The organism is Pseudanabaena sp. lw0831 (assembly GCF_016584665.1).
Lineage (GTDB): Bacteria > Cyanobacteriota > Cyanobacteriia > Pseudanabaenales > Pseudanabaenaceae > Pseudanabaena.
The window spans coordinates 58789-80692 of the sequence record NZ_BBJB01000115.1; the positions used below are offsets into that span (position 1 = coordinate 58789).

The 21904-nt window shown below is 41.9% G+C and carries 22 protein-coding genes and 1 pseudogene; 9 read left to right on the plus strand and 14 right to left on the minus strand.

Features of this window, described 5'->3' with window-relative positions:
* Positions 1-58: 58 nt before the first annotated feature.
* The 4 genes from APA_RS23855 to APA_RS23870 all read right to left on the minus strand — a co-directional run bounded on the left by APA_RS23855 (position 59) and on the right by APA_RS23870 (position 4303).
* Positions 59-883: a TVP38/TMEM64 family protein gene (locus APA_RS23855; protein ID WP_236580021.1), complete on the minus strand. Its 825-nt coding sequence runs from the start codon at positions 881-883 to the stop codon at positions 59-61.
* Positions 850-1821 carry an arsenosugar biosynthesis arsenite methyltransferase ArsM gene (gene arsM, locus APA_RS23860; protein ID WP_201324713.1) on the minus strand — a complete coding sequence of 324 codons (972 nt, stop codon included), beginning with the start codon at positions 1819-1821 and terminating at the stop codon, positions 850-852. The genes APA_RS23855 and arsM overlap by 34 nt, the downstream gene beginning before the upstream one ends.
* Positions 1822-2028: 207 nt before the next feature.
* On the minus strand, positions 2029-3666 hold the full coding sequence (locus APA_RS23865; RefSeq protein WP_201324714.1) for a hypothetical protein: 1638 nt from the start codon (positions 3664-3666) through the stop codon (positions 2029-2031).
* Positions 3667-3883: 217 nt separating this feature from the next.
* Entirely contained in the window at positions 3884-4303 is a 420-nt protein-coding gene (locus tag APA_RS23870; protein WP_201324715.1) for an Npun_F0494 family protein, read from the minus strand.
* Positions 4304-4620: 317 nt separating this feature from the next.
* Between APA_RS23870 and APA_RS23875 the strand changes: the two genes are divergently transcribed.
* Positions 4621-5208 (plus strand): pentapeptide repeat-containing protein, encoded by a 588-nt coding sequence (locus tag APA_RS23875; protein WP_201324716.1) that lies wholly within the window; start codon positions 4621-4623, stop codon positions 5206-5208.
* 50 nt (positions 5209-5258) lie between these two features.
* On the opposite strand, the gene APA_RS23880 is transcribed toward APA_RS23875, so the two are convergent.
* The 5 genes from APA_RS23880 to APA_RS23900 all read right to left on the minus strand — a co-directional run bounded on the left by APA_RS23880 (position 5259) and on the right by APA_RS23900 (position 11099).
* Positions 5259-6599, minus strand: coding sequence for a four-carbon acid sugar kinase family protein (locus tag APA_RS23880; protein WP_201324717.1), 1341 nt, complete (start codon positions 6597-6599; stop codon positions 5259-5261).
* Positions 6600-6823: 224 nt separating this feature from the next.
* Positions 6824-7714, minus strand: coding sequence for a DMT family transporter (locus APA_RS23885; protein ID WP_236580024.1), 891 nt, complete (start codon positions 7712-7714; stop codon positions 6824-6826).
* Positions 7715-7851: 137 nt separating this feature from the next.
* A complete protein-coding gene (locus tag APA_RS23890) occupies positions 7852-8577 on the minus strand; it encodes a hypothetical protein (RefSeq protein ID WP_201324718.1) in 726 nt (241 codons plus the stop codon).
* A gap of 176 nt (positions 8578-8753) precedes the next feature.
* Positions 8754-9746, minus strand: coding sequence for a pentapeptide repeat-containing protein (locus tag APA_RS23895; RefSeq protein ID WP_201324719.1), 993 nt, complete (start codon positions 9744-9746; stop codon positions 8754-8756).
* Positions 9747-9782: 36 nt separating this feature from the next.
* Entirely contained in the window at positions 9783-11099 is a 1317-nt protein-coding gene (locus APA_RS23900; protein ID WP_236580026.1) for a PAS domain-containing sensor histidine kinase, read from the minus strand.
* A gap of 477 nt (positions 11100-11576) precedes the next feature.
* On the opposite strand from APA_RS23900, the gene APA_RS23905 reads away from it, so the two are divergent.
* On the plus strand, positions 11577-13208 hold the full coding sequence (locus APA_RS23905; protein WP_201324720.1) for a glycosyltransferase family 39 protein: 1632 nt from the start codon (positions 11577-11579) through the stop codon (positions 13206-13208).
* Between the two features lie 228 nt (positions 13209-13436).
* On the opposite strand, the pseudogene APA_RS23910 reads toward APA_RS23905, so the two are convergent.
* Positions 13437-14309 (minus strand): annotated as a pseudogene (locus APA_RS23910) (FAD-binding oxidoreductase); the annotation flags it as partial.
* Between the two features lie 461 nt (positions 14310-14770).
* On the opposite strand from APA_RS23910, the gene ilvB reads away from it, so the two are divergent.
* From ilvB to APA_RS23925, 3 genes are all read left to right on the plus strand, one after another.
* Positions 14771-16546, plus strand: coding sequence for a biosynthetic-type acetolactate synthase large subunit (gene ilvB / locus APA_RS23915; protein ID WP_201324722.1), 1776 nt, complete (start codon positions 14771-14773; stop codon positions 16544-16546).
* A gap of 222 nt (positions 16547-16768) precedes the next feature.
* Positions 16769-17254, plus strand: coding sequence for an RNA pyrophosphohydrolase (locus tag APA_RS23920; protein ID WP_201324723.1), 486 nt, complete (start codon positions 16769-16771; stop codon positions 17252-17254).
* 457 nt (positions 17255-17711) lie between these two features.
* Positions 17712-17975, plus strand: coding sequence for a DUF5684 domain-containing protein (locus APA_RS23925; protein WP_201324724.1), 264 nt, complete (start codon positions 17712-17714; stop codon positions 17973-17975).
* Between the two features lie 52 nt (positions 17976-18027).
* Here the strand turns inward: APA_RS23925 and APA_RS23930 are convergent, their stop codons facing one another.
* Genes APA_RS23930 through eis form a run of 3 tightly spaced genes read right to left on the minus strand, consistent with a single transcriptional unit; the run spans position 18028 to position 20310 of the window.
* Positions 18028-18567: a DJ-1 family glyoxalase III gene (locus APA_RS23930; protein ID WP_201324725.1), complete on the minus strand. Its 540-nt coding sequence runs from the start codon at positions 18565-18567 to the stop codon at positions 18028-18030.
* Positions 18568-18622: 55 nt separating this feature from the next.
* Positions 18623-19015, minus strand: coding sequence for a Fur family transcriptional regulator (locus APA_RS23935; protein ID WP_201324726.1), 393 nt, complete (start codon positions 19013-19015; stop codon positions 18623-18625).
* Positions 19016-19071: 56 nt separating this feature from the next.
* Positions 19072-20310, minus strand: coding sequence for an enhanced intracellular survival protein Eis (gene eis, locus APA_RS23940; RefSeq protein ID WP_201324727.1), 1239 nt, complete (start codon positions 20308-20310; stop codon positions 19072-19074).
* 143 nt (positions 20311-20453) lie between these two features.
* On the opposite strand from eis, the gene psbE reads away from it, so the two are divergent.
* The 4 genes from psbE to APA_RS23960 all read left to right on the plus strand — a co-directional run bounded on the left by psbE (position 20454) and on the right by APA_RS23960 (position 21300).
* Positions 20454-20696 (plus strand): cytochrome b559 subunit alpha, encoded by a 243-nt coding sequence (psbE, locus tag APA_RS23945; RefSeq protein ID WP_142655560.1) that lies wholly within the window; start codon positions 20454-20456, stop codon positions 20694-20696.
* 105 nt (positions 20697-20801) lie between these two features.
* Complete coding sequence (gene psbF / locus APA_RS23950; RefSeq protein WP_126387910.1) at positions 20802-20936, plus strand: cytochrome b559 subunit beta; 135 nt, start codon at positions 20802-20804, stop codon at positions 20934-20936.
* 79 nt (positions 20937-21015) lie between these two features.
* Positions 21016-21132, plus strand: coding sequence for a photosystem II reaction center protein L (locus APA_RS23955; protein ID WP_071590099.1), 117 nt, complete (start codon positions 21016-21018; stop codon positions 21130-21132).
* A 48-nt stretch (positions 21133-21180) separates the two neighbouring features.
* The gene (locus tag APA_RS23960; RefSeq protein WP_009625496.1) at positions 21181-21300 is read left to right on the plus strand and encodes a photosystem II reaction center protein J; all 120 of its coding nucleotides are present in this window, start codon (positions 21181-21183) and stop codon (positions 21298-21300) included.
* A 44-nt stretch (positions 21301-21344) separates the two neighbouring features.
* Here APA_RS23960 and APA_RS23965 read toward each other — a convergent pair whose 3' ends face one another.
* Entirely contained in the window at positions 21345-21899 is a 555-nt protein-coding gene (locus APA_RS23965; protein WP_201324728.1) for a glutathione S-transferase family protein, read from the minus strand.
* Positions 21900-21904 lie beyond the last annotated feature (5 nt).

Consider the following 21904-nt stretch of genomic DNA (forward strand, 5'->3'; position numbering starts at 1 on the left):
GTGATGTCAGCGTTGAGTTAGTTTGAATTTGATCACATTATTTATGTGATCGCGATCACTAGCTGATTTCTGCGATCGCCTTACGCGCAATTCTGGTGACATATAGCGTTACAGAAACTGTGGCAATAAAACCAACAATCCGAATTACCCACTGAATAGTGGAATCTGTAGGCTGATTTTCGCTGCCAATACGGGCAATATCTCCAGCCAGAGAACCGATATAGACATACATTACGGTTCCAGGGAACATGCCCACTGAGGCAAGAGCATAGTCTTTGAGAGTAACTCCCGTGACACCAAAAGCATAATTAAGCAAATTAAATGGAAATACAGGTGACAGTCGCGTTAAGAGAACGATTTTAAATCCCTCATGGGCAACGGCGCGATCGATCGCTGCAAACTTTTGGTTGCCCTCAATCTTTTTGCCAATCCAGTCACGGGCTAAATAGCGGCCAACCAGAAAAGCGGCGATCGCACCCAGAGTCGCGCCAACAAAAACATAGAGAGAGCCTAAGACAACGCCAAATAGCACGCCTGCACCTAAAGTCAAGATCGAACCTGGAATGAAGGCGACCGTGGAAACAATATAAATGAGCATAAAGACAAGCCCACCAATATAGCCTAAGCTTTCTACCCATTTCAAGGCTGAGCGGAGTAGTTCTTGGGGATTGAAGCTTTGGCTCGCGGCCTCTTGAGCAAAGGCGGGATCAACAATAACTACATTGATTAATAAAAATATCAATAAAAAGGCGATCGCTACAAAAAGAACGCTCGTCAAACATGAAAATATCTCGAACTCTTTTCCCCCTATCCCTCTGGGAGAGAGGATAGGGGTGAGGGTCTTCTTATTCATTTGCAACATCCACCACCGTAATAGTGCCATGTAGAATCTGAGATCATCACCTCTTGAGGAAACTTTTCCGCAAGTTTTGAAGCAGTTTTATCGCATACAGATGTAGGATTACCACGCTGCAAAACATGCCCAGCGCGATCGTCTAAGGATGTCTCCATGCCGCTATAAACTGCGGTTTTACCTGTAAATACACAGGCTCCATCACTGGGAATAGGAACCTTGAATGATACAGAATCTAGACTCTCTAACATTAGCGGTGTATCCAAATCAAAACTATGGGTATCGAGCAAACGATAGGGACGACGGGCGCGGACTTCAATCTGTCCAAATCCTGCTTCAATCAGATAATGAATATATTCGTCATAGGTCATGGCTCCCGATAAACACATGGCTCGTAGACGTTCATCAGCTTGGAGATTGGCAGGAATCGGACGAGTAGAGATTGGGTCGCTCATAATTAATCTGCCTTTAGGTTTGAGAACTCGATAGACTTCTTTCAAAGCTCGTTGTAGGTCTTGAGGCTCGAAAATATTAAATAGACAGTTTTGGGCAACCACATCAACCGAGGCATCGGCAACTGGTAATGCAAAAGCATCTCCTTCTAAGATATTTACAAAATCTGTATCAAACCAATCATTCTCTTGAGCCGCTAATTTTAAATTATGACTTGCCACTTCGCGCATAGCAGCTACAGGATCGACAGCGATAACACTTCCTTTTCGGCGACAGAAATACGCAAATTGAAGAGCTTCTAAACCACCACCAACGCCAATATACAAGACTGTTGGGTTACCGCGTAATTCTGTAGGATGGATGGTTGTACCACAGCCATAGTTCATCTGCTCAATGATTTGAGGGATTTTGAGATTGGGAAATTGTAGTGGTGGCGTGCTGATGCAGCACAGACCAACTTGCGGAGTTTTTGCGGCTTCCGCGTAAAATTCGGCGGTGGTTTCGAGATAGCTCATGCAGATTTACTCAAGAAAAACAATTGGATCGGCGGCAATATGAGATTAGTCTAACCTTTTTATGGGCTGACGCAAAAGGAGGTAATGTAAGGGCAATTCATGAATTGCCCTTACATTACCTCCTTTTACATAATCAAAAATTTATTGATTCTTGTAAATGTAAATCGCTGTAAGACAAAAAAAGGGCGCTAAGCGCCCCTTTTTTAGCTAAAACAAGGTCGAAATACCATTTGGGCGCAGATCTTTGTAATCTAGAATCTTGCGAACTACATCGAAGGTAGACTGCGAATCTGTAATAGGAATTACAGAAGCTAGCTGCCCTGGTAGAACCTGCATTACAGGAGGCATGTCCTGTGTGAATACATTAATCGTGCGATTAATCAGTGAATAATTGCCTTTGGAAAAAGCGTTGGTATAGGTGAATTGATTGGTTGCTTGAGGTAGTCCTGCAACATTAAACAAACCAAGTGGAATACTTTGAGATGTTGTCAAAAAGCTTGCAACTGTTTGAGTTAGAACGGTTGTCGTCTGGATTTGAGTGAAATAGTCATAGACTCTGACATTACGATCAATTTTACCAATGCGCTGAGAGTCGATACCACAGACAGTGCGAATAGTGCCATATGCTGATGGATCGCTGGGTAAAATCAGGCTAATGGTTGAGAAGTTTTTAAGCAGTTGCACTTCGCTATATCCTAGAGGACGATTATTCAAGTCGAATAAACGGACAACTAGGCGATCGCCTGGATTCAGCCCACGGATAAAGGTAGCACGCTGATTAACGTTAAAACGATAATCACCAACAAAGCGCTCTTTGAGAAATCCATTAGAACGCTTCGATTTGATCGAAAGACGTGCAATTACCTGAGACAAGCGCGGCTGATTTTGCAAAACTGCAAAGCTAAAATGTCCACGATGAGGATTCTTTTTAGATAGCTCAACGCCATCACGCTCCTTGCGCTCTTTGCGATCGGTTCGGCGATCGTCATCATAGTCATCATCTTCATCGTCGTCATCATATTTTTTGGAGACAACGATGGGCTTCATTGGTTTAACAGAACTACCTGTCTGGACATTTGTGTTTTCAATGACCACCGTTTGAGTAGACTGCGTAGTCGTTGATTGAGAACCAGTTGTAATTCCCAAATCGCGATCGGAAATTACTGAATTGTTGGAGGAGTTATTTGATGAATTGTTGGAGGAGTTATTTGATGAATTGTTGGAGGAGTTGTTGGATGAATTGTTGGAAGTACTAGTGTACACAGAAGAAATGCGTCCAGCTTTTACCTCAGTTGCACTAGCTGTGACAATTGAAGTAAAGGATTTGACTTCTTCGATCTCAAATCTCGCATCTTTGACACCATTGGGCAAGTCATAGCGAATGCTAGTAATCGCCTTGAGATCGCCATTGTAAATATCATCAAGAGAGATTTTTTCGCTCAGGGAACTTAGGGAAATCACTTCTACTGCTGTAAACTGTCGCCCTGCATTTTTGGAGAGCAGTCTTGCGCCTGAATTGGTATAAACTTCGCGCCATTCCCCAGCACGTTTTACATAAAGCTGATACACCGCGTTTGCGTAGGTAGTCGAAGGCTTATTGGCAACATCTAGTAAAATGCCAATGCTTGAAAGGTTGCCAGAGTTGTCTAGCAAACGCAATAGCTGTACGCCTGTTTGCCAGTCCTGTGGAACTTGAGCAACTATTTGGGGAACAGATGGAGCTGCGATCGCTTCTATAGTATTCAGAAAAGATGCTGTAGTAAGAGTTGCTGCGAGAAGACATAGAGATGTCTTCTGAAATCTGTTGCCTATTTGGCTACGAAAATTTTTACTGACAATATTCATCGTTATTTATTCCTAGCTCGATTTACTGCATGATTTGCTAGAGTCAACCTATAGTTGTTAACGCACGGCTATATAGGCGCACAATACGTCACGATATAGGCATATTAAGTCTTTAACAATCAGACGATCTCCTCGTTTTTTTTGTTCCATTTCAAAAATAAAAGCAGCCTGAAGGACTGCTTTTATTTTTTTTAGCGCAAAGCGCTATAAGAAAATTTTAGAGAAATCGCGATATTTGAATTTGCGCCCAAAAATTTTGGCAACGATCGCTAAAACTCGCGATCGGAAATCTTGGTTGCGATCGCCATTTATCCAATAACAAATGCCCCATCGGGGTCAGCCGAAAACTATCAGTAATGCCTTGACCATCCACTTCGCGGCGCAATACCCCAACTTGGATCAGCCATAGCAAAGCATTTTCGGTAACGATCAAATTGGTGGGACTGGTCAAATATTTATTTTTGATGCCATCATTACTGGCGATCGCCCTCAGATTTACGCCCTCTGTTGCCATGTCCGCGAACAACTTCACTGTGAAGGGCGCACAGCGCAAAGCTATTTCGGCTCTTGCCAAGATTTGAGGTGGATATTCAGCAAAATCTTGGCGATCGCGATTACTCAGAATTTCGGTTGACATGGCATTTTTGCAGTTAATTGTATTTTTTAGGTTCTTTCTTTTCTTTCTTTTCAGAAGCGTCTTTCTTGGGCTTTTTAGTCTCTTTATTGCTCTTTTGTTCTTTAGACATTATTGACTCCAGTGGTAGATAAAAATCGAGAAGTAAGCTTTGTTTAATAATGCTTATTATGGTTATTCTAACCCAATCCTAAATAATCTGTGAGCTTTATCCCGAAAGCAATGCAATCCTATAGGGTGAAGTGCAATCAATCGCGATCGCCTTATATTTGAATCAATAGTTACAAGTAGCTAAATGTCTCAGCTAGAGAGCGATCGTCATGATGTCCATTCAAGATTCTAAAACTCATCACTCTCCGACAACTAATGCCCTCGCTATGGGAATGGCTGTCAAAAAAATGTATGAGATGGGGCGTAAAGATTTTGATTCAGAAAATTTTTCGGGGCTAAAATTATCCTGCTGCAAGCTGTCATCTATTATCTTTACTAGATCAGATTTGCGAAATGCCGATCTTGACCTGACTGATTTAAGTGATTCTGACCTGCGGGGCGCAAATTTGGAGCGATCGAGTCTTAACTTTACCAATCTGACTAATGCTGATTTGAGTAACGCCAATCTAAAAGAGGCAAATCTGGGGGGAGCAAATTTGAGTGGGGCAATTTTGAGGGGTATAAATCTGAGCAATGCAAATTTACGGGGTGCGAATCTAAGCAATGCTCATCTTGAATTTGCAAATTTACAAGGGGCGGACTTAACGGGGGCTAACTGTTTTGGTTGCAATCTAAGCTATGCCAATCTGCAACATGCAAACTTAACTGAAGCATGTTTAGATAGTGCCAATTTATTAAAAAGCAATTTTGAATATGCTCTGCTAGACGGAACAACTCTCAACAACGCCAGCTACTAAAAAAGTGTGAGGCGGCGCGAAGCGCCGCCTCACACTTTTTCGGTTTTGAGTTATTCGATCCCGATCGCAAGTCTCGTATATACAGTTGCCAATGCATTCGCATCACCAACATTGCCAGGGAATAAGACAACAGGCAAATCAGGGAAACGGGGATGATCTTCGGGAGTACGCACAACGGAACAACCAGCAAGAATTTGTCCTAGCAGTCTTGCCGTGGGCAAATTCAAACCTGTGCTCAAAACATCATTGGATGTAATGCCACCTTTACTAATTAGAAAACCAATATCTGCGGGTAATTCCTGCACGATCGCCATCAAAAGCGCCGAGACTGACTGACCAAAAGCCAGACGGGTGGAGGTATCGGCAAATTCCAATTCTTTGCGACTGGTAAACACCACGGCGGTTTTGCCTGTTGCGTGGGTTTGCTGAACTTGGGCTAGTGCTTCTTGTTTAAGAATTGCCGATTGATCATCAGCATCATTTAATAGGCGAGAGACATCGATTTCTACAGGAACTGTATTGGGAGCCTTGAGCAAATTTTCTAACTGCTCGGTAGTTTTTTTAACATGGGAGCCAACGATCGCGACACCTGCTTTATGCGATCGCATATATTTCGACATATCCTCGGCAGCGATCGGCTGAGGTGGTAGCTTCGCAAGGGCCGTCAGCAAGCTGGCGGCGCTACGGAATAAAAACCTTTTACCAGTCGCCGCCACTGCCAAAATATCCGAGGCAAATTGATTCAGATCGGCTTGGTTTTCGGCATCGACCACACCGCATTGATTGTCATGCAATCGCCCTAAACGCTGACGTACACCTGCACGAATTTCTCCCAATAAAAACCGCTGCACATCTGCGGCAAGAATTTTGCCCTTGGTTTTTTCTTCGACATAATCGGGCAGATAGCTATGCGTATAGCCAAATACAGAATCCTTGGCAAATTCGGTTTCATGGACTGGAGTAGGTATGCCGTTAACTACTAAATAATGCACACTCGATTTGGTGAAACGTCCACCTTCAAAAAATGCTGGCACAAGGAAATGTGCGTCAAAATTACCTAGCTCTTCAGCGATCGCATCCGTCTCGATTGGATAATGTCCCCGCAGCGTCGAGTCAGAGCGACTAACGATCATAAATCCTTGGATGCCTTCAGCTTCAAGGGCTGGCTTCAGGTTACGACAAACTTCGCGCGTTACATTGGTGGCATCTTCTGGCGTTAGCGATCGCGTATTTGTCAGTACAAACATAATCGGAGATGCATCGGCTAGTCCGATCCGCAAAGTTTCCACATCCCATTTAGTTAGCAGTAGGCAGCTATGCACAGTTTGCGAACCCGTCGGATCGTCATCAAGAACAATAATCTTAGGCTGTCGAGAAGAAGTAGCTGCCATTGCTTGTCTATATGAAAACTAATGTTTGTAGAAGCTTATCTTGATTTACGTGACAATAGCCAATCTTTACAATAGTGAAGCGTAATACCAATTCACGAAAGTGTGACAACACTTTTGCGAATTAAAACCTAAACCCAGTAATGGTTTTAAAATCACAAAATGGCTATGCCATTTTGTGATTTTAAAACCCTCATCTGAGGTTTTATATTTATAATGCCGCACCATTATTTACTAGATTTAAATTGAGCGCTTCTGCCTAAAGCTACACATACCAATACACCAGCAGCAAAACCCAATGTCATGAAAGTCATTGGCTCTCCTAGCAGGATCGTTGAGGCAAGGATGGTCAGAAATGGCTGAAAAAGTTGTAGCTGACCAATCTGAGCAATCCCTCCTAAAAACAAGCCTCGATACCAAGCAAAAAAGCCCAAAAACATGCTGAAACAACTGATATACAAGAAACCAATCCAAGCACTACTAGAAATATTTGTAAAAGAAGATGGCAAATGTAGCAATACGATCGGAAACACGAGCGGAAATGAAAGTACCAACGCCCAACACACGACCTGCCACGAACCAAAAGTACGCGCTAAAACCGTTCCTTCTGCATAGCTTAAACTTGCGGTGAAAACTGCTCCTAGTAAAGCCAAATCTGCAAAACGAATATTCCCTGTCCCAGATATCAGCGCAAAGGTAATCACCAATCCACTACCCGCGATCGCAAAGATCCAAAATTTTATTGATGGTTGTTCTCCTGCTCGCAAAACCCCAAACAAAGCCGTAGCTAGTGGCAATAGACCAATAATCACAGCTCCATAGGACGCAGAAGCGTCGCGCATTGCTAGTGTTGAGAGTAATGGAAATCCCACAACAGCCCCAATTACGACAACAGCAAAGCTAGGCAGAAATCGCCAAGATGGGATCGGCTGTCTTGTGGTAATTAGTAAAATTAATGACAATCCCGTAGCGATTACTGCCCGACCCAGCCCCACAAATACTGGATCGAATTCAGTGAGAGCAATACGGGTTGCTGGCAAAGTGATGCTAAAAATTATGACACCGAGAAGCCCATAAACAAGTCCCATAGTCGCGTCTTTAGTTTGCGGACTAATCATTTTGCCTCGACGTTTAACTTGATCTTATCCCAAAACATAAAATGGCGAAGCCATTTTATGTTTTGGGATTAATTATGAAACTGATTTTTATAATGAGATTTGCTGGGCAAGCCGCGAGGATCCTCCTTTTGAGCTTTTTAATAGAAAGGTCTTATGGCTTGTAAAATTACTGCGGAAGCGCGTTTAGCATCTTCAGGTTGATCTAGCGTTAGACTTACTTCAGCTAGTCTCGTTTCTAGCGCTTCAACAGTTTCATAGGTTTGAAAGATAAGCTGAATCAAATCATCAATATCGTAGGTATACAGTGCTGACCAATCCCGTTCTTGTGGACTGAAACGATAATTTAGGGCTGAAAAAAGCAGGATTTTGGCATGAAGCGGACTGACATTTCGAGAAATGTCAGCTCGCAAATCAAATAGATTCGTTAAATATTTAAGATTGTGTTTGTGGGGAATCGTATCACTCTCAGTTTTCTCAGGAGCCTCATTTCTAGTTGGAAGAGATCCATTTTGAGAGCCTGAAGATATCTCTGGGTTTAAAAAACTATGGGGTAGTTTTCCTTCATCACGCAGAGTATAGAGAAACCCAAGACTATCGATAATGTTGTCAGCAGCAAGCAGATAGTCTGACTGTTTGCTGAGTTGCTTAACTTGGCTGTTTAACTTGTGCTTGAGTTTATTGAGATCGGGAAACATGATCATCAATTCTTGGACAAGCTGACGCACATGCAACGCTTTAACTTCGTTGACATCATTTGACCAAGAATCATGACAGGTAAAGAGGATAAGTCGTTTGATGCGAAGAACATTGCTGTCTTGCTCCAAGCTATCTATAACTTCCTCTAGAAGATTTAAATCTTCCATATTTTTGTTGGGCGCTGCAATGCTCAGTTGACATATTGATTGATTAAGGCATTCTACGTCAAGGTTAATAATCAACGTATTAAGTCTGTCGGCACAATAAAAAACAGAGTCAAAGCCTGCTCCGCCCGCCACGCGGGCGGAACAGGCTTTTTGAGTTTAGATTGTTCGTGATTATTTTAAGAGTGAGATTTGCCATCGGGCATAGTTGCGCCACTAAAAATTGTACCAATAGTACTGGCTCCACTCATCTCAGCTCTGGTCAGCACAGCATCACTAAAATCGGCTCCATCAAGATTAGCTCTGACTAAATAAGCATCAACTAGACTAGCTTGGCTAAGATTTGCTTTGTCTAACAGCGATCGCGATAGATCGCTACCATTAAGTATTGCCTGAATCAATCCTGCGTTACTTAATGTTGTCATGGTCATATTCGCTTTAGTGAGATTTGCTCCAAATAAGTTTGCGAGCCGCAGGTTTGCATTTTTGAGATCAGCCTTGGTCAGGTTTGCACCTTTAAGGTTTGTCTCTGTGAGGTTTGCATTACTCAGATTTGCTTCAGTAAAAATTGTACCGCTCGCGATCGCGCCACTCAGATTAGCTCCTTGCAAATTAACTCTTGAGAGCGTCGCTTCACTCAGATTTGCGCCAGACAGATCAACGCCCGTAAGATCGGCTCCACTTAGGTTTGACCCGCGCAAATCGGCTTTGCGTAAATTTGCGCCGCTCATACTTGTAGGCGGATAGCCCCGCTCCTCTCGCATAAGAGTGGCACTCAGGATTGCACAGCGTAAATTTGCGCCACGGAGGTTGGCGCTGCGTAAATCTGCCTCACTTAGGTTGGCATCCATCAAGTTGGCAAGGGACAGATTTGCCCCAAATAGATTCACCCGTTGCAACATTGCTCCATGTAAATCCGCCTCGGACAGATTGGTACTCATCATGATCGCTTGGTTAAGCGTTGCACCACCGAGTTTTGCACCCGATAAATTGGCATGATTAAAGGTAACCTTGTTAAGAAAAGCAAATACAAGATTCGCTCGCCTCATGTCGGCTTTGGTCAAGTTAACGCCGATTAAATCGCTATTAAACAAATTGGCATTAGCTAGATTTAAGCTGGCAAAGTCACGCCGACCAGAAGCATATTCTTTCAGAAGTTTTTCTGCGCTCATGATTTAGTTATGAAAGTGCTCAGAGCTTTACAATTTTTATTTTGTAGGATTTTGATATGGTAGCGTGATCGTAATCCATACTCCACCAGTCTCAGGATGATTTTTGGCAGCGATCGATCCTTTATGTAATGTGACAATCTGACGAGAGATCGCCAGTCCTAATCCACTACCCCCACGATCAGTTCCCGATCTTGTCCGCGATGGATCGACTTTATAAAAACGATCAAAAATATGGGGTAAAGATTCTTCAGGAAAACCTTCTCCCGCGTCGATTATTTCTATTTGTAAGTTCGAGTCTATCACGCTGGTTTTGATTGTAATCGACTGAAGCGCTGGACTGTGCTTAATACTGTTGTCTAATAAGTTCAGCAAAAGCCGATAAATGCGTGATTCATCAAGTTGCCAAAATAATTCGTTGCCAATATATTTGAGTTTGACTTGTTTACGATTGGCTAATGGCTCAAGGGTTACCCAGACCGATCGCACTATTGACGATAAATTTACCTCACTTAGGTGCAATACTGACTCAACTCCCACATCCATCTGCCCCAATTCCAGCAAGTCTTGGACAAGCTTGGTAATCCGATCTATTTCGCTAAGCAGACGTTCTACCCAAATTCTTGCCGCAGGATCAACACGGGGTTCGAGCGTCTCCGCCACCAGACGGATCGAAGTTAGGGGTGTTTTAAGTTCATGGGCTATGTCAGAAGTCCAGCGATCGCGTTGCTGAGTGATCGCTACCGATTCTTGGCGATCTATCAAAAAAATGCCAACTTGCCCTTGTCCCAAATAAATACTACAAGCCCGAATCGGTCTCCCTATCTGTGGCACAGGATCGACAGGATCGGGAATTGCAGGATGAAATACCCAATCAACTTGGGAGCCTTGTGCAAGTGATCGCGTTAGTTCGACTAAATGATCAAGTTCATAGGATCGAATTAGCTGCAACAAAAATGGCTTCCGAATTAATCCTTTTTGATGGTTGGCGATCCCCATCATGGATGCAGCTTGTTGATTACATACAGTTAAGCGATTATCTTGATCAACTTGGATATAGCCAATGGGAGATAATTCGACAATTTTCCCCCACAATAAGCGATCGCCTCTATCCTCCTTATGTTCAATTAATTGAAATTGAGCATTAAATTGATTGTTATAGTTTTGCCGAATATTTTGCTGGATATTCTTTGCCCAAGACTTAAAACTACGAATCGATTTTGCTTTAAATACATGACGCGATCGCTTACGCAACTTACGATTTCGCCTCTGTTTGGCATAGTTCCAACTAAACCAGCAAGCGCTAGTTGCGATCGCGCCAAGGCAAATTCCGACAAGCAACCAGAGCAATTCCACTTTTATGCCCTCTAAAATAGCGATAATCCTTAAACAGTAGTATTACAAAGTTTTTTGAGCATTATGATTATTAATTAATCAATGCTCATCCATGAAGACCAATAATTTAATATTTATGTATCTATTTTATCCATGTTAATATACCAGCGTTGCTAAACTCCAAAATGATTTACTAATAAGATTCTCATTCCTTGTATTTACACACAATACTTTGCCATTAAAAACTCTCTTAGTGTATTTCCAAAAGTGTTGTGAAATAAAACTTTTGGAAATATTTAGTAATTTATAATCTGCCTAATTTCAAACGTCTGTAAGATCGCATTAAGTACCTTAGCATAGTTGAAAATTAGAACCCAGATCTGCACCATCCGCGCAGCGGGCGGTGCAGATCTGGGTAGGTATATTTAATTGTGCCTAGTTACTTAATTCAAACATCGCTAATCTTTCTGTCTAAGTTGTGTTAGTCAATAAACTAAAATGCTGAACTTTCAAATACATTCTTCAAATAGAATTTCACAAGTGTTACGCCTTTTTTTTGTTTTTATCCTAGTCGTTGGAATTTTTTTGAGATTCAATGGTTTAGATAAAAGGGTTTACTGGTTAGATGAAGTTGCTACTTCATTTAGGATTGCAGGTTTCACAATAGCAGAAGTGGATCAACAACTTTACGATGGCAAAGTTGTTGATATAAACGCTCTCCAAAAATACCAAAAGCCCAATCCAGAGAGGAGTTGGGGCGATACTATTAACTCTTTGGTAGTCGATGATGCTCAACATCCACCGCTATATTTTGTAATGGTCAGATTTTGGGCTGAATTCGTTGGCAGTTCGCCTGCCGTAATCAGAATTTTATCTGTATTAATTAGCTTATTGATTTTCCCTTGTTTTTATTGGTTATGTATTGAGTTATTTAATTCGGCAGTTTTTGGATGGATTGCTATTGCCTTAACTTCAGTTTCATTACTTCACTTAACCTATGCTCAAGAAGCAAGAGAATACAGTTTATGGATAGTAACAATCCTATTCTCAAGCGCTGCTTTACTTCGATCTATAAGGCTTAAAACTAAACTCAGTTTTGGGATTTATGGAACAAGTATAATTGTGGGACTATATACATTTCCGCTAACGGGAATTGTTTTATTAGGTCATGGAATTTATCTAGCTATTATAGAAAAGTTCCGATTGACAAAATCTTTAATTTATTTTTTAATTTCTGCATCTACTGCACTCCTAGCTTATATTCCTTGGATATGGATTATATTAACGAATACATCTAGAGTTAAAAGCACTACATCTTGGATGTTTGTTGAACGACCTCTCCAAGATTTAATATATTTTTGGTTGGTCAATATTACCCATGTTTTTGTTCATCATTCAAGGTTTAGAATAGTCTTTCTTATAATATTTTTGACTTCACTTTACTTCATGTACAGTAAAGTCTCTAAGCATATATGGCTATTTGTATTGACATTAACATTGCCAACTCTAATTATATTTACATTAGCAGATTTAGTTTCTAAATCAAGTTTTTCTTTTTTTCCCAGATATCTATGGCCATTTTTGTTGGGAACCCAGATTGCTTTGACTTGTGTAATTGGCTATATGATTACATCAGAGTCAAATAAAAATTGGTTGAAAAAGACGGGGATGGCAATTCTTATCATTACCCTAATAATTGGGTTTACTGGTTCTACAGCAAAGTTGATTCAAGATAGCAAGGATGATCAATTGAAGTTGGTTGCAGATACTGTAAATAAAAGTGATTCTTCTCTACTAATTAACTTTATAAGCAACGAGGAAAATATTTCTATTGGTGATATTGGCGATATATTTAGCCTAAGTTATTTAATACAAAATAAAGCAAAACTCTTTTTGTTTAAACAGCCTAATACTCCAAAAATTCCTAATCAATTTAAAGATATTTTTGTTTTTTATCATATCCATAGATATGACAAAGCTAATGACAAAGAACCTGATTTATCAGGAATTATTAAGCAAGGTTATCAAGTACAGCCAATAGTATTAAAAGAGGGTGACAAAACAATCCTTTGGAAATTAAAGCTAGCCGATAAACAGGCTTTCAACACCGAAAACTATAGCAATCCGTAAATGTTTTGTGGAATATTTCATCCGAACGGTTCGCTATTGTACAAAGATTTGTGAGAACTGAGGCAGCACAAAACATCACCTCAATCTAATAATACCAAAACACAAAATGGCATAGCCATTTTGTGTTTTGAAAACCCTTACTGGGCTTGATTTTTAATTCACAAAAGTGTGACGACACTTTTGTGAATTGGGATTAGATAGTAGAAGAAAAAACCTCAACCTAAGTTTTTAGTAAGTTTCAACGTGCCAACGACCGTCGCGCTTCATTTGCTTCTCAAAATCCTTCCAAACAGCACCATTCTTTTCAGCAGTCTTAGTCATGAATTCCGAAATGCCGTCTTCCATGCCACGCAAACCACACATATAGGTATGGGTAGTTGGCTTTTGCAGAACTTCCCACAACTCGTCAGCATATTCAGCCATACGATTTTGGATGTACATCTTTTCGCCCTTGGCGTTCTTTTGCTCACGACTAATCGCCACATCGTAACGAAAATTACGCTTGTGTTTGTAGGCTAGCCATTCAAGGTCAGGCTTGTATAAAACTGTTGTGTCAGTTGGCACACCAAAGAACAGCCAAGCTAAGCCATTAAATTTGTAATCTTCATGCTTTTCTTTGAACATCCGCCATAGAAATGCACGGAAAGGCGCAATACCAGTTCCTGTTGCAATCATGATGACTGTTGCCTTGGGATCGTCTGGCAACAGCATTTCTTTGCCAACTGGCCCAGTTAGCTTGACATCATCACCAGGCTTGAGATCGGTCAAGAAGTTAGAGCATACGCCTTTGATGGTCTCACCTGCTTCGTTTTGATACTCTAGACGCTTGACGCTTAAAGATAGGGTCTTACCATCAAGATCATCTCCGAGGCGAGTGGATGCGATCGAGTAGAGGCGAAGTTTATTCGGTTTACCATTTTTATCTTCACCGGGAGGAACGACACCAATACTTTGACCTTCTAAGTAACGAAGGTCGCCTCCAGAAATATCGAACTTGATGTGGCGAGTATCGCCAGCAGCGCCTGGTCTAACCAGTACCTCGTTAGCAACACATTTTGCTGTAAATGGACTAGCAGGGCGGTAGATATTGACGGGAATATCTTTATCTGAATTTGCACTCATGAGAAGTTATATGGACGCTATATGACAGAAGAACACGAAGCCATTATATTTTCAAATGGGACTTGTCTGTATTTTGTAGCTTAAAGATCTCTTTAGTGGGGCAAACATTACATGTTTGTTAATATTTTGCACGTTTCGTTAAGCCCCAAACCCAAAAAGGGAGTTGCGCCGCAACTCCCTTTTTGGGTTTGGGTTTGTTTCTGGCTAAATAAATAGTCAAAATTTGAAGAGGTCTAGGCTTTTTTCCAAAATTTTGAATAATTAAAGACATCGTTCTTAGCAGCTTTGGGTCAGCTTGTCTATGTTATTATCGATACAATTGCTACAAATTATCAACTTAAGATATTTGCTCTTTACTACTTATTTGTAGTAATGGGGAAGAAAAGTATCTAGAAATGCTTCAAAAAAAGTTTTTACTGGTATCGAGACCAAGATCAGTTATGAGTCTAGAGGAGGCTACTTTGCGAACAACGGGTGCATTTGCTCTCATCGACAGTGTGAGACGACAGGGTGTTAAGCATATTTTCGGCTACCCTGGTGGAGCAATCCTACCAGTGTACGATGAAATTTATAAGTTTGAGGCAAGAGGGGAGCTTAAGCATTACCTCGTGCGTCATGAGCAGGGAGCCGTCCATGCTGCGGATGGATATGCTCGCGCCACTGGAAATGTGGGTGTATGCGTTGCGACTTCAGGACCTGGAGCAACCAATTTGGTGACAGGTATTGCTACTGCGCAAATGGACTCGATTCCGATGGTGGTAATCACAGGGCAAGTTCCTTCCTATGCGATCGGTACTGATGCATTTCAAGAAACAGATATCTGGGGCATTACTCTTCCAATTGTTAAGCATTCCTATGTGATTCGTAGAGCTGAAGATATTGCGCGGATCGTTACTGAGGCTTTTCACATTGCAGGGACTGGTCGACCTGGACCAGTATTAATCGATATTCCTAAGGACATTGCTCAGAAATCATTTGAATATAATCCTGATGTGAAGATTAACTTGCCTGGCTATCAGCCCAAGGTTAAGGGATATTTGCATCAAATTGCGGCAGCGATCGCGTTAATTCGTGAAGCCAAAAGACCATTACTTTATGCAGGTGGCGGTACGGTACTTGCCGATGCCCATGCTGAGCTTGCCGAATTCGCTAAACGCTTCCAGTTACCAGTGACCACAACCCTGATGGGGAAAGGTGCGTATGATGAAAATAATTACCTTTCCGTGGGCATGTTGGGAATGCATGGTACGGCCTATGCCAACTTTGCCGTACAGGGATGTGATCTATTAATTGCGGTTGGTGCAAGATTTGACGATCGCGTTACGGGTCGTCTGGATAAATTTGCTCCCGAAGCCAAAGTTATTCATATTGACATTGATCCTGCGGAAGTTGGCAAAAATCGCAAACCCAATGTACCAATTGTTGGTGATGTAAAGGAAGTATTGCAGGCGATGCTTGAAGCTTCTAGTTATGAAGAAAATATTCAAACTAAAGCGTGGTTGAGCAAGATTGATGAGTGGAAAGAAGACTATCCACTTGAAGTCCCTGCCTATGACAATGTGCTATCCCCACAACAAGTCATCTATGAATTTGGCAGACAAGCTCCCAATGCTTATTTCACGACTGATGTTGGTCAGCACCAAATGTGGGCGGCTCAGTTAATTAAAACTGGACCTCGCAAGTGGATTTCGAGCGCAGGACTTGGCACGATGGGCTATGGAATGCCAGCGGCGATGGGTGCAAAAGTAGCTCTTCCCGACGATCAAGTCATCTGCATTAGCGGCGATGCCAGTATTCAGATGAATATTCAGGAGCTTGGCACATTGGCGCAGTATGGTATCAAGGTCAAAGTGATCATTATTAATAATGGTTGGCAAGGCATGGTGCGTCAGTGGCAAGAAAGTTTCTATGATGAGCGCTACTCCTCTTCTAATATGGAAGTTGGTATGCCTGATTTTGTAAAGCTTGCTGAAGCCTTTGGCATTAAAGGTATGAAGGTTATTGAGCCAAGTGATTTGCAATCTGCGGTTGCTGAGATTCTTGCCTATGATGGGCCAGTGTTTGCTGATTTCCGTGTTAAGCGCAATGAGAACTGTTATCCGATGGTTCCCCCAGGGGCAAGCAATGCGGAAATGGTGGGCTTGCAAACCCCAAAACTGCGGCTAAGCCAAGAAATGTCTGAGCCTGTGGCTCAGTTGGAAAGAGCTTTAGTTTAGCTTCAATTAGATATAAGAGTGGCGCATTGCGCCACTCTTATATCTAATTGAAGCAATAAATGTGTTAAAAGTGTTGCAAAGCAACACTTTTAACACATTTATTGCTTCGGGATTGAGTGCAAAGCGCTGTAAAGAGAAATCCTCACGCCCAGCGCGAGGATTTCTCTTTTTGATGATAATTGGCGACGGTGATATGCTTTTGCATTGTTTACGTGAAAATCAATGACACCAGAAAAATCTTATCGCCCAAATGTGGGGATTATTGTTTTTAACCGCAAAGGTGAAGTGCTAGTCGGTGAACGTGTCGGTGTGCCTGATTCATGGCAATTTCCACAGGGTGGAATCGATGAGGGTGAAGATCCTCAAGCAGCAGCTTTGCGTGAACTGTATGAAGAAGTGGGCATAAACAATGCTGTATTAGCCTATGTACATCCTGAATGGTTATATTACGATTTCCCGTCAACCCTAAAGCTATCGGGGAAATGGGCAAACTATTGTGGACAAAGACAGCGATGGTTTGCTTTTTATTGGGATCATCCTGCATCTGACTGTAAGTTAGATATCCACGATCGCGAGTTTCGGATAGTGCAATTTATGGCGATCGATAAAACCCTCGATTCGATTGTTCGATTTAAAAGAGAAGTTTATCAACAGGTCGTTAAAATTTTTACGCCCGTAATCCGTGATTACATAGGCAAATTGCCGTAGGGTTAATTCGATCAAGAATTAAGAAATTTGAAGTTCCTTAATACATTAGATAGATATTCCTATAGGCTTACTCTATGACCAGAAGCTCGATCTTGATCTGGTTTTAGGAGTATAAAAAGTGGATTTGTCTAAATACCTACGCTTTACTCATCTGGGTATAGCTTGGCGCAGAATTTCTCTGTTTTTGATTACTTTGTTTGCTGTAGTTGGCTTACAGCATTTTTTTGTTGAGCCTAGTTTTTCTGCTTCTAATTCGTAGTCTAATGCGATCGCCTCATCTTCATTAATTACCCAAAATAATAGCGATCGGCTTATTGCTCAAGATAGTACTGCTGACTCACCTAGTCTTAGAACTTACGAGTCTCTAAGTGATGAGCAGAAAGCCCTCGTTGACAAAATTATACTTTTTGCCAGTATCTTTGGCTTAGTGGTTTATGTTTTCACCAGTTTCTGTCTGATGAAAATTGCTGACAAGCTCAACATTCCCAATAGTTGGCTTGCATGGATTCCGATCGCCCAAACTTGGGTAATGGTTCGCGCTGCTGGAAAATCAGGATGGTGGCTAATCCTACTATTTATTCCCTTCGTTAATATTGTCATTGCCTTTATTCTCTTATTTGCCATGCCAGTCAGCCTTGGTAAATCATCGCTCTATGGTCTGTTGCCCTTTGTGCCCATATTGGGAATATTTCTTTACTTTGGATTGCTTGCTTTTACGTAAAAGCAAAAATAAAAGAAAGAGAGAGATGTGCGAAGCACATCTCTCTCTTTCTTTAAACAATCATATCTGTGGCGAGTTGATTAGCGATCGCCTCACCTTGCAAAATTTCCGCTAACTTCAGCGCAAATGCCATAGCTGTGCCAGCACCACGACTGGTCACCACATTGCCATCAACGACCACAGGAATAGTCAAATAGTCCGCGACTTGCATCTGATCTTTAACCGATGGATAGGATGTGGCGCGTTTATCCTTGAGTAATCCTGCGGCGGACAGAACACTTGGAGCAGCACAGATGGCGGCGACGAGCTTATTAGCATCAGCATGGGCGATTAACATTTTGGCAATGCGGGGATCTTCTCTGAGCCGAAAAGTACCCGCACCGCCAGCAAGTACGATCGCATCAAATTGACTTGCCTCGACTTGATCGAGAAGTGTATCGGCAATAATGGCGATCGCATGAGCACCAATCACAGTTTGCGTAGCTAAACCTGCGGTAGTTACCTCAACCCCAGCTCGGCGCAACACATCGATAATCGTGATTGCTTCTATTTCTTCAAAACCTTCAAATAGAGGGACAAGTACGATAGGCATATTTCACCAATTAAATTAAAAACCAAAGTTAGATCGGCAAGCTTAGCTCGCCGATCTAACTTGGAGATTCCTGCTGACATTCACTACACAATCCAAAAAATTCTAGAGTGTGATAATAGATTTGAAAAGTATGTTTTTTTGCTAGTTGATTACCCAGATCATGGATGGGGCAAGAATCGATAGGTAAAGACTTACCGCAATTAAGGCAATTGAGATGATGTCTATCGGCAGGGGTGAGGCTATAGACGGTTTCGCCATTGGGTAAGGTCAGCGCCTTGATTAAGCCTTGCAGCTTGAGAGTATCTAGCGATCGATAGACCGTGGCTAGACCCACGCTGTTTTCACTACTGCGTAACTCCGAGTGAATATCTTGAGCTGATACAGCGCGATCGTGATGTTGGAGGAGATGGAGAACTCGTTCTTGACTGCGAGTGAGTTTTTCTTTCATGCTTTTGCTATTTACCCAACAAGAAATATCCGCAGGATATTTCTTGTTGGGTATGGTTAGAACTTAAAAGGATTATAAATCAGGCATGGCGTAAAGCATTTTTCTAATCGATCGCAAGTTTCTAAAGTGATTTCCGTAATCCATTGCTTTTGCACCAATTCAGAAATCGCCTGAGTGCCATAAATCAAAGCCGACATACCTGCGATCGTGGCATGAAAGTCGATCGCTAAATTGCCAATATCGCCGTTACCATAGCGTTTGACTGTAAGCTGACTGCGATCGCCATGGAGATCGCCACTAATACTAAATACGCCATCATTCCAATGACAATATGGATCGCTGAGAGCAAAGATAAAAGGATCACAGGCGATCGGTAAGCCATGCAAAGCACCGACAATATCGATCGCTCTGACCATCCAAGGCTCAGTCATCGATGAATCTAAGCGTCCTGAATTGCTGAGCCATGAATGGACATTTGCTCCTAATGGGACGGGCATTTTTAGACTATGAATTTGATCGCGATGACTAGCAAAGAAGTGCAATAGGCGATCGCGTGATTTGATATCTGTCCAAAATAATGATGAAATTTCAATCTGGCGATCGCGCATCGGCAAATTACCACTGCTATCGATCGTATAGATCGCGATGGCTACAGGTTGGCGATCGCGTTTGATCACTACACAGAGCTTTTGGCGATGCAAATGCCACCATTGATCGTAGGTAAAACTAGTAATTGCGAGACCATGACGGTGAGGTTGCAGGGTCTGCGATCGCAAGTTTTCATAAAGGAAATTAGACAAAATATCCTTTACTTCTGTCGCAGGAAGGCGATCACAGGTCAAATTAGCTGAATTTGGTAGTTTTAAATAATTTTCTAAGGACGAGACTGGAATATTGATCTCGTTAGTAGCATTGGCGATCGCATAGCCCAAGTTTCCATAAAAACTTTCCTTAAATGGCGTAAGCATACTTACGCAAATCCCTTGCATCCGCATTTCTAAAAATGCACTTTTCATCAGGGCTTTCACACAGCCCTGATTACGATATTCGGGATATGTCCAGACACCACCGATGCCCCCCATCGTCTTAAGACTGCCACGCAACGATTGCTGAAAACTAAAGCATTGCAACGCTGCCACAATCTTGCCATCTATTTCTGCCGCTAAGACCTCCTCAGGATTTATCGCTGTCAAATGCGATCGGGGCAAATCTTGATTAGTCCAACGCGAATAGGCATACAAATCCCCCTTGAGAATTTCAAGACGTTCACTATTATTAATTTTGCGAATTTTCATGAAACAGTTGCCTTTAGAGTGATGCGTCAGTGCAAAGCATGTTTACTTACTCTTTGGTTTTATGTTTGCGATGGCAAGTATGTACAATAGTAAATTATTATTTAAGATAAAGATTTTAAACATCACACATTTAGAGGACTGTTATGGCAGGTACTACTGGAGAACGCCCATTTTCCGACATTATTACTAGCGTTCGTTATTGGCTAATTCACAGCCTTACCATCCCTGCGTTGTTTTTGGCAGGTTGGCTATTTGTAAGCACAGGCTTAGCTTATGACGTATTTGGCACACCACGACCCAACGAGTATTACAGTCAAGATCGTCAGACCGCACCTCTTGTAACAGATCGCTACAATCCCGCCAAAGATATCCAAATGGGTAAATAGGGCTTGGCTCAAAACATTTCGTTGATTTTGTAGCTATATACTTAAGCTCTAAATTAACGACTCCAAATTAACGACCAAAATCAACGCATCTACTAATTAATAATTATGGCAAGCAATAATCCTAATCAACCCGTCCAATATCCCGTATTCACTTTCCGTTGGCTAGCAGTTCACGGTCTAGGAGTTCCTACCGTGTTTTTTATCGGCGCGATCGCAGCTATGCAATTCATCAGTCGTTAATTGAAACTCATTTCAGTTTTGCTTTTTTAAAACAAAACTTTTTACCTTTACCATTAACCTTTTACCTTTCCCCCTACCTATGGCTCCTAAAAATCCTAACAGCCAACCTGTAGAGTTGAACCGTACTTCTCTCTTCTTGGGACTACTGCTGATTTTCGTGACTGTGCTACTTTTTTCCAGTTATTTCTTTAACTAGTTTTGCAATTCATTTCATAAAAATCATTTTTATCAGGAGGTTTAATTCATGCTTCAAAATGGACGTATTCCGCTTTGGCTAGTTGCCACGGTTGCTGGTACTGGCGTACTGGTTGTTGTCGGTCTATTCTTTTATGGTTCCTACGTCGGGCTTGGCTCTGCTAGCTAAATTTCCATAAAAAAAAGGGGGAGCGCATTGCGCTCCCCCTTTTTTTATTCAATACCTAAAATTGCTTTTTTGTAAGCAGGGCGATCGCTAATCCGTTTCATGTAAGCATCGATCGCAGGATAGTCAGCGTAGGATATTTTGATGAACAAAATCGCATAACCGAGAATCGCAGCAACTGCCACATCTGAGACAGTGAAGTTGTCGCCTGTGATATAAGATTGACTTTCGAGAATCTTGTTGATGCCACCGAGCAATCTTGGTGTTTCTTTTTCGCGAGTTTCTTCGCCAAACAAGCCAGGTCCAAGCGTAGCATTTGCAAACAAGACCCATTGAGATGCGATCGCTCTTTCTTCTAAAGTTTTTACCTCTGCATATTTATCAGCAAGGTACAACAAAATTGCGCCTGACTCCCATAATTGAAAGTCACCATCTGCGATCGCGGGGACTTTGCCGAAGGGATTAATTGCAAGGAAGTCGGGCTGTAAATGTTCACCAACGTTCATGTCGAGTAATTGAAACTTGTAGGGGGCTTGCAATTCTTCTAGATACCATTTGACGATTGAGGCGCGACTTCTTGCGCCACCATAGAGTTTAATCATCGGTT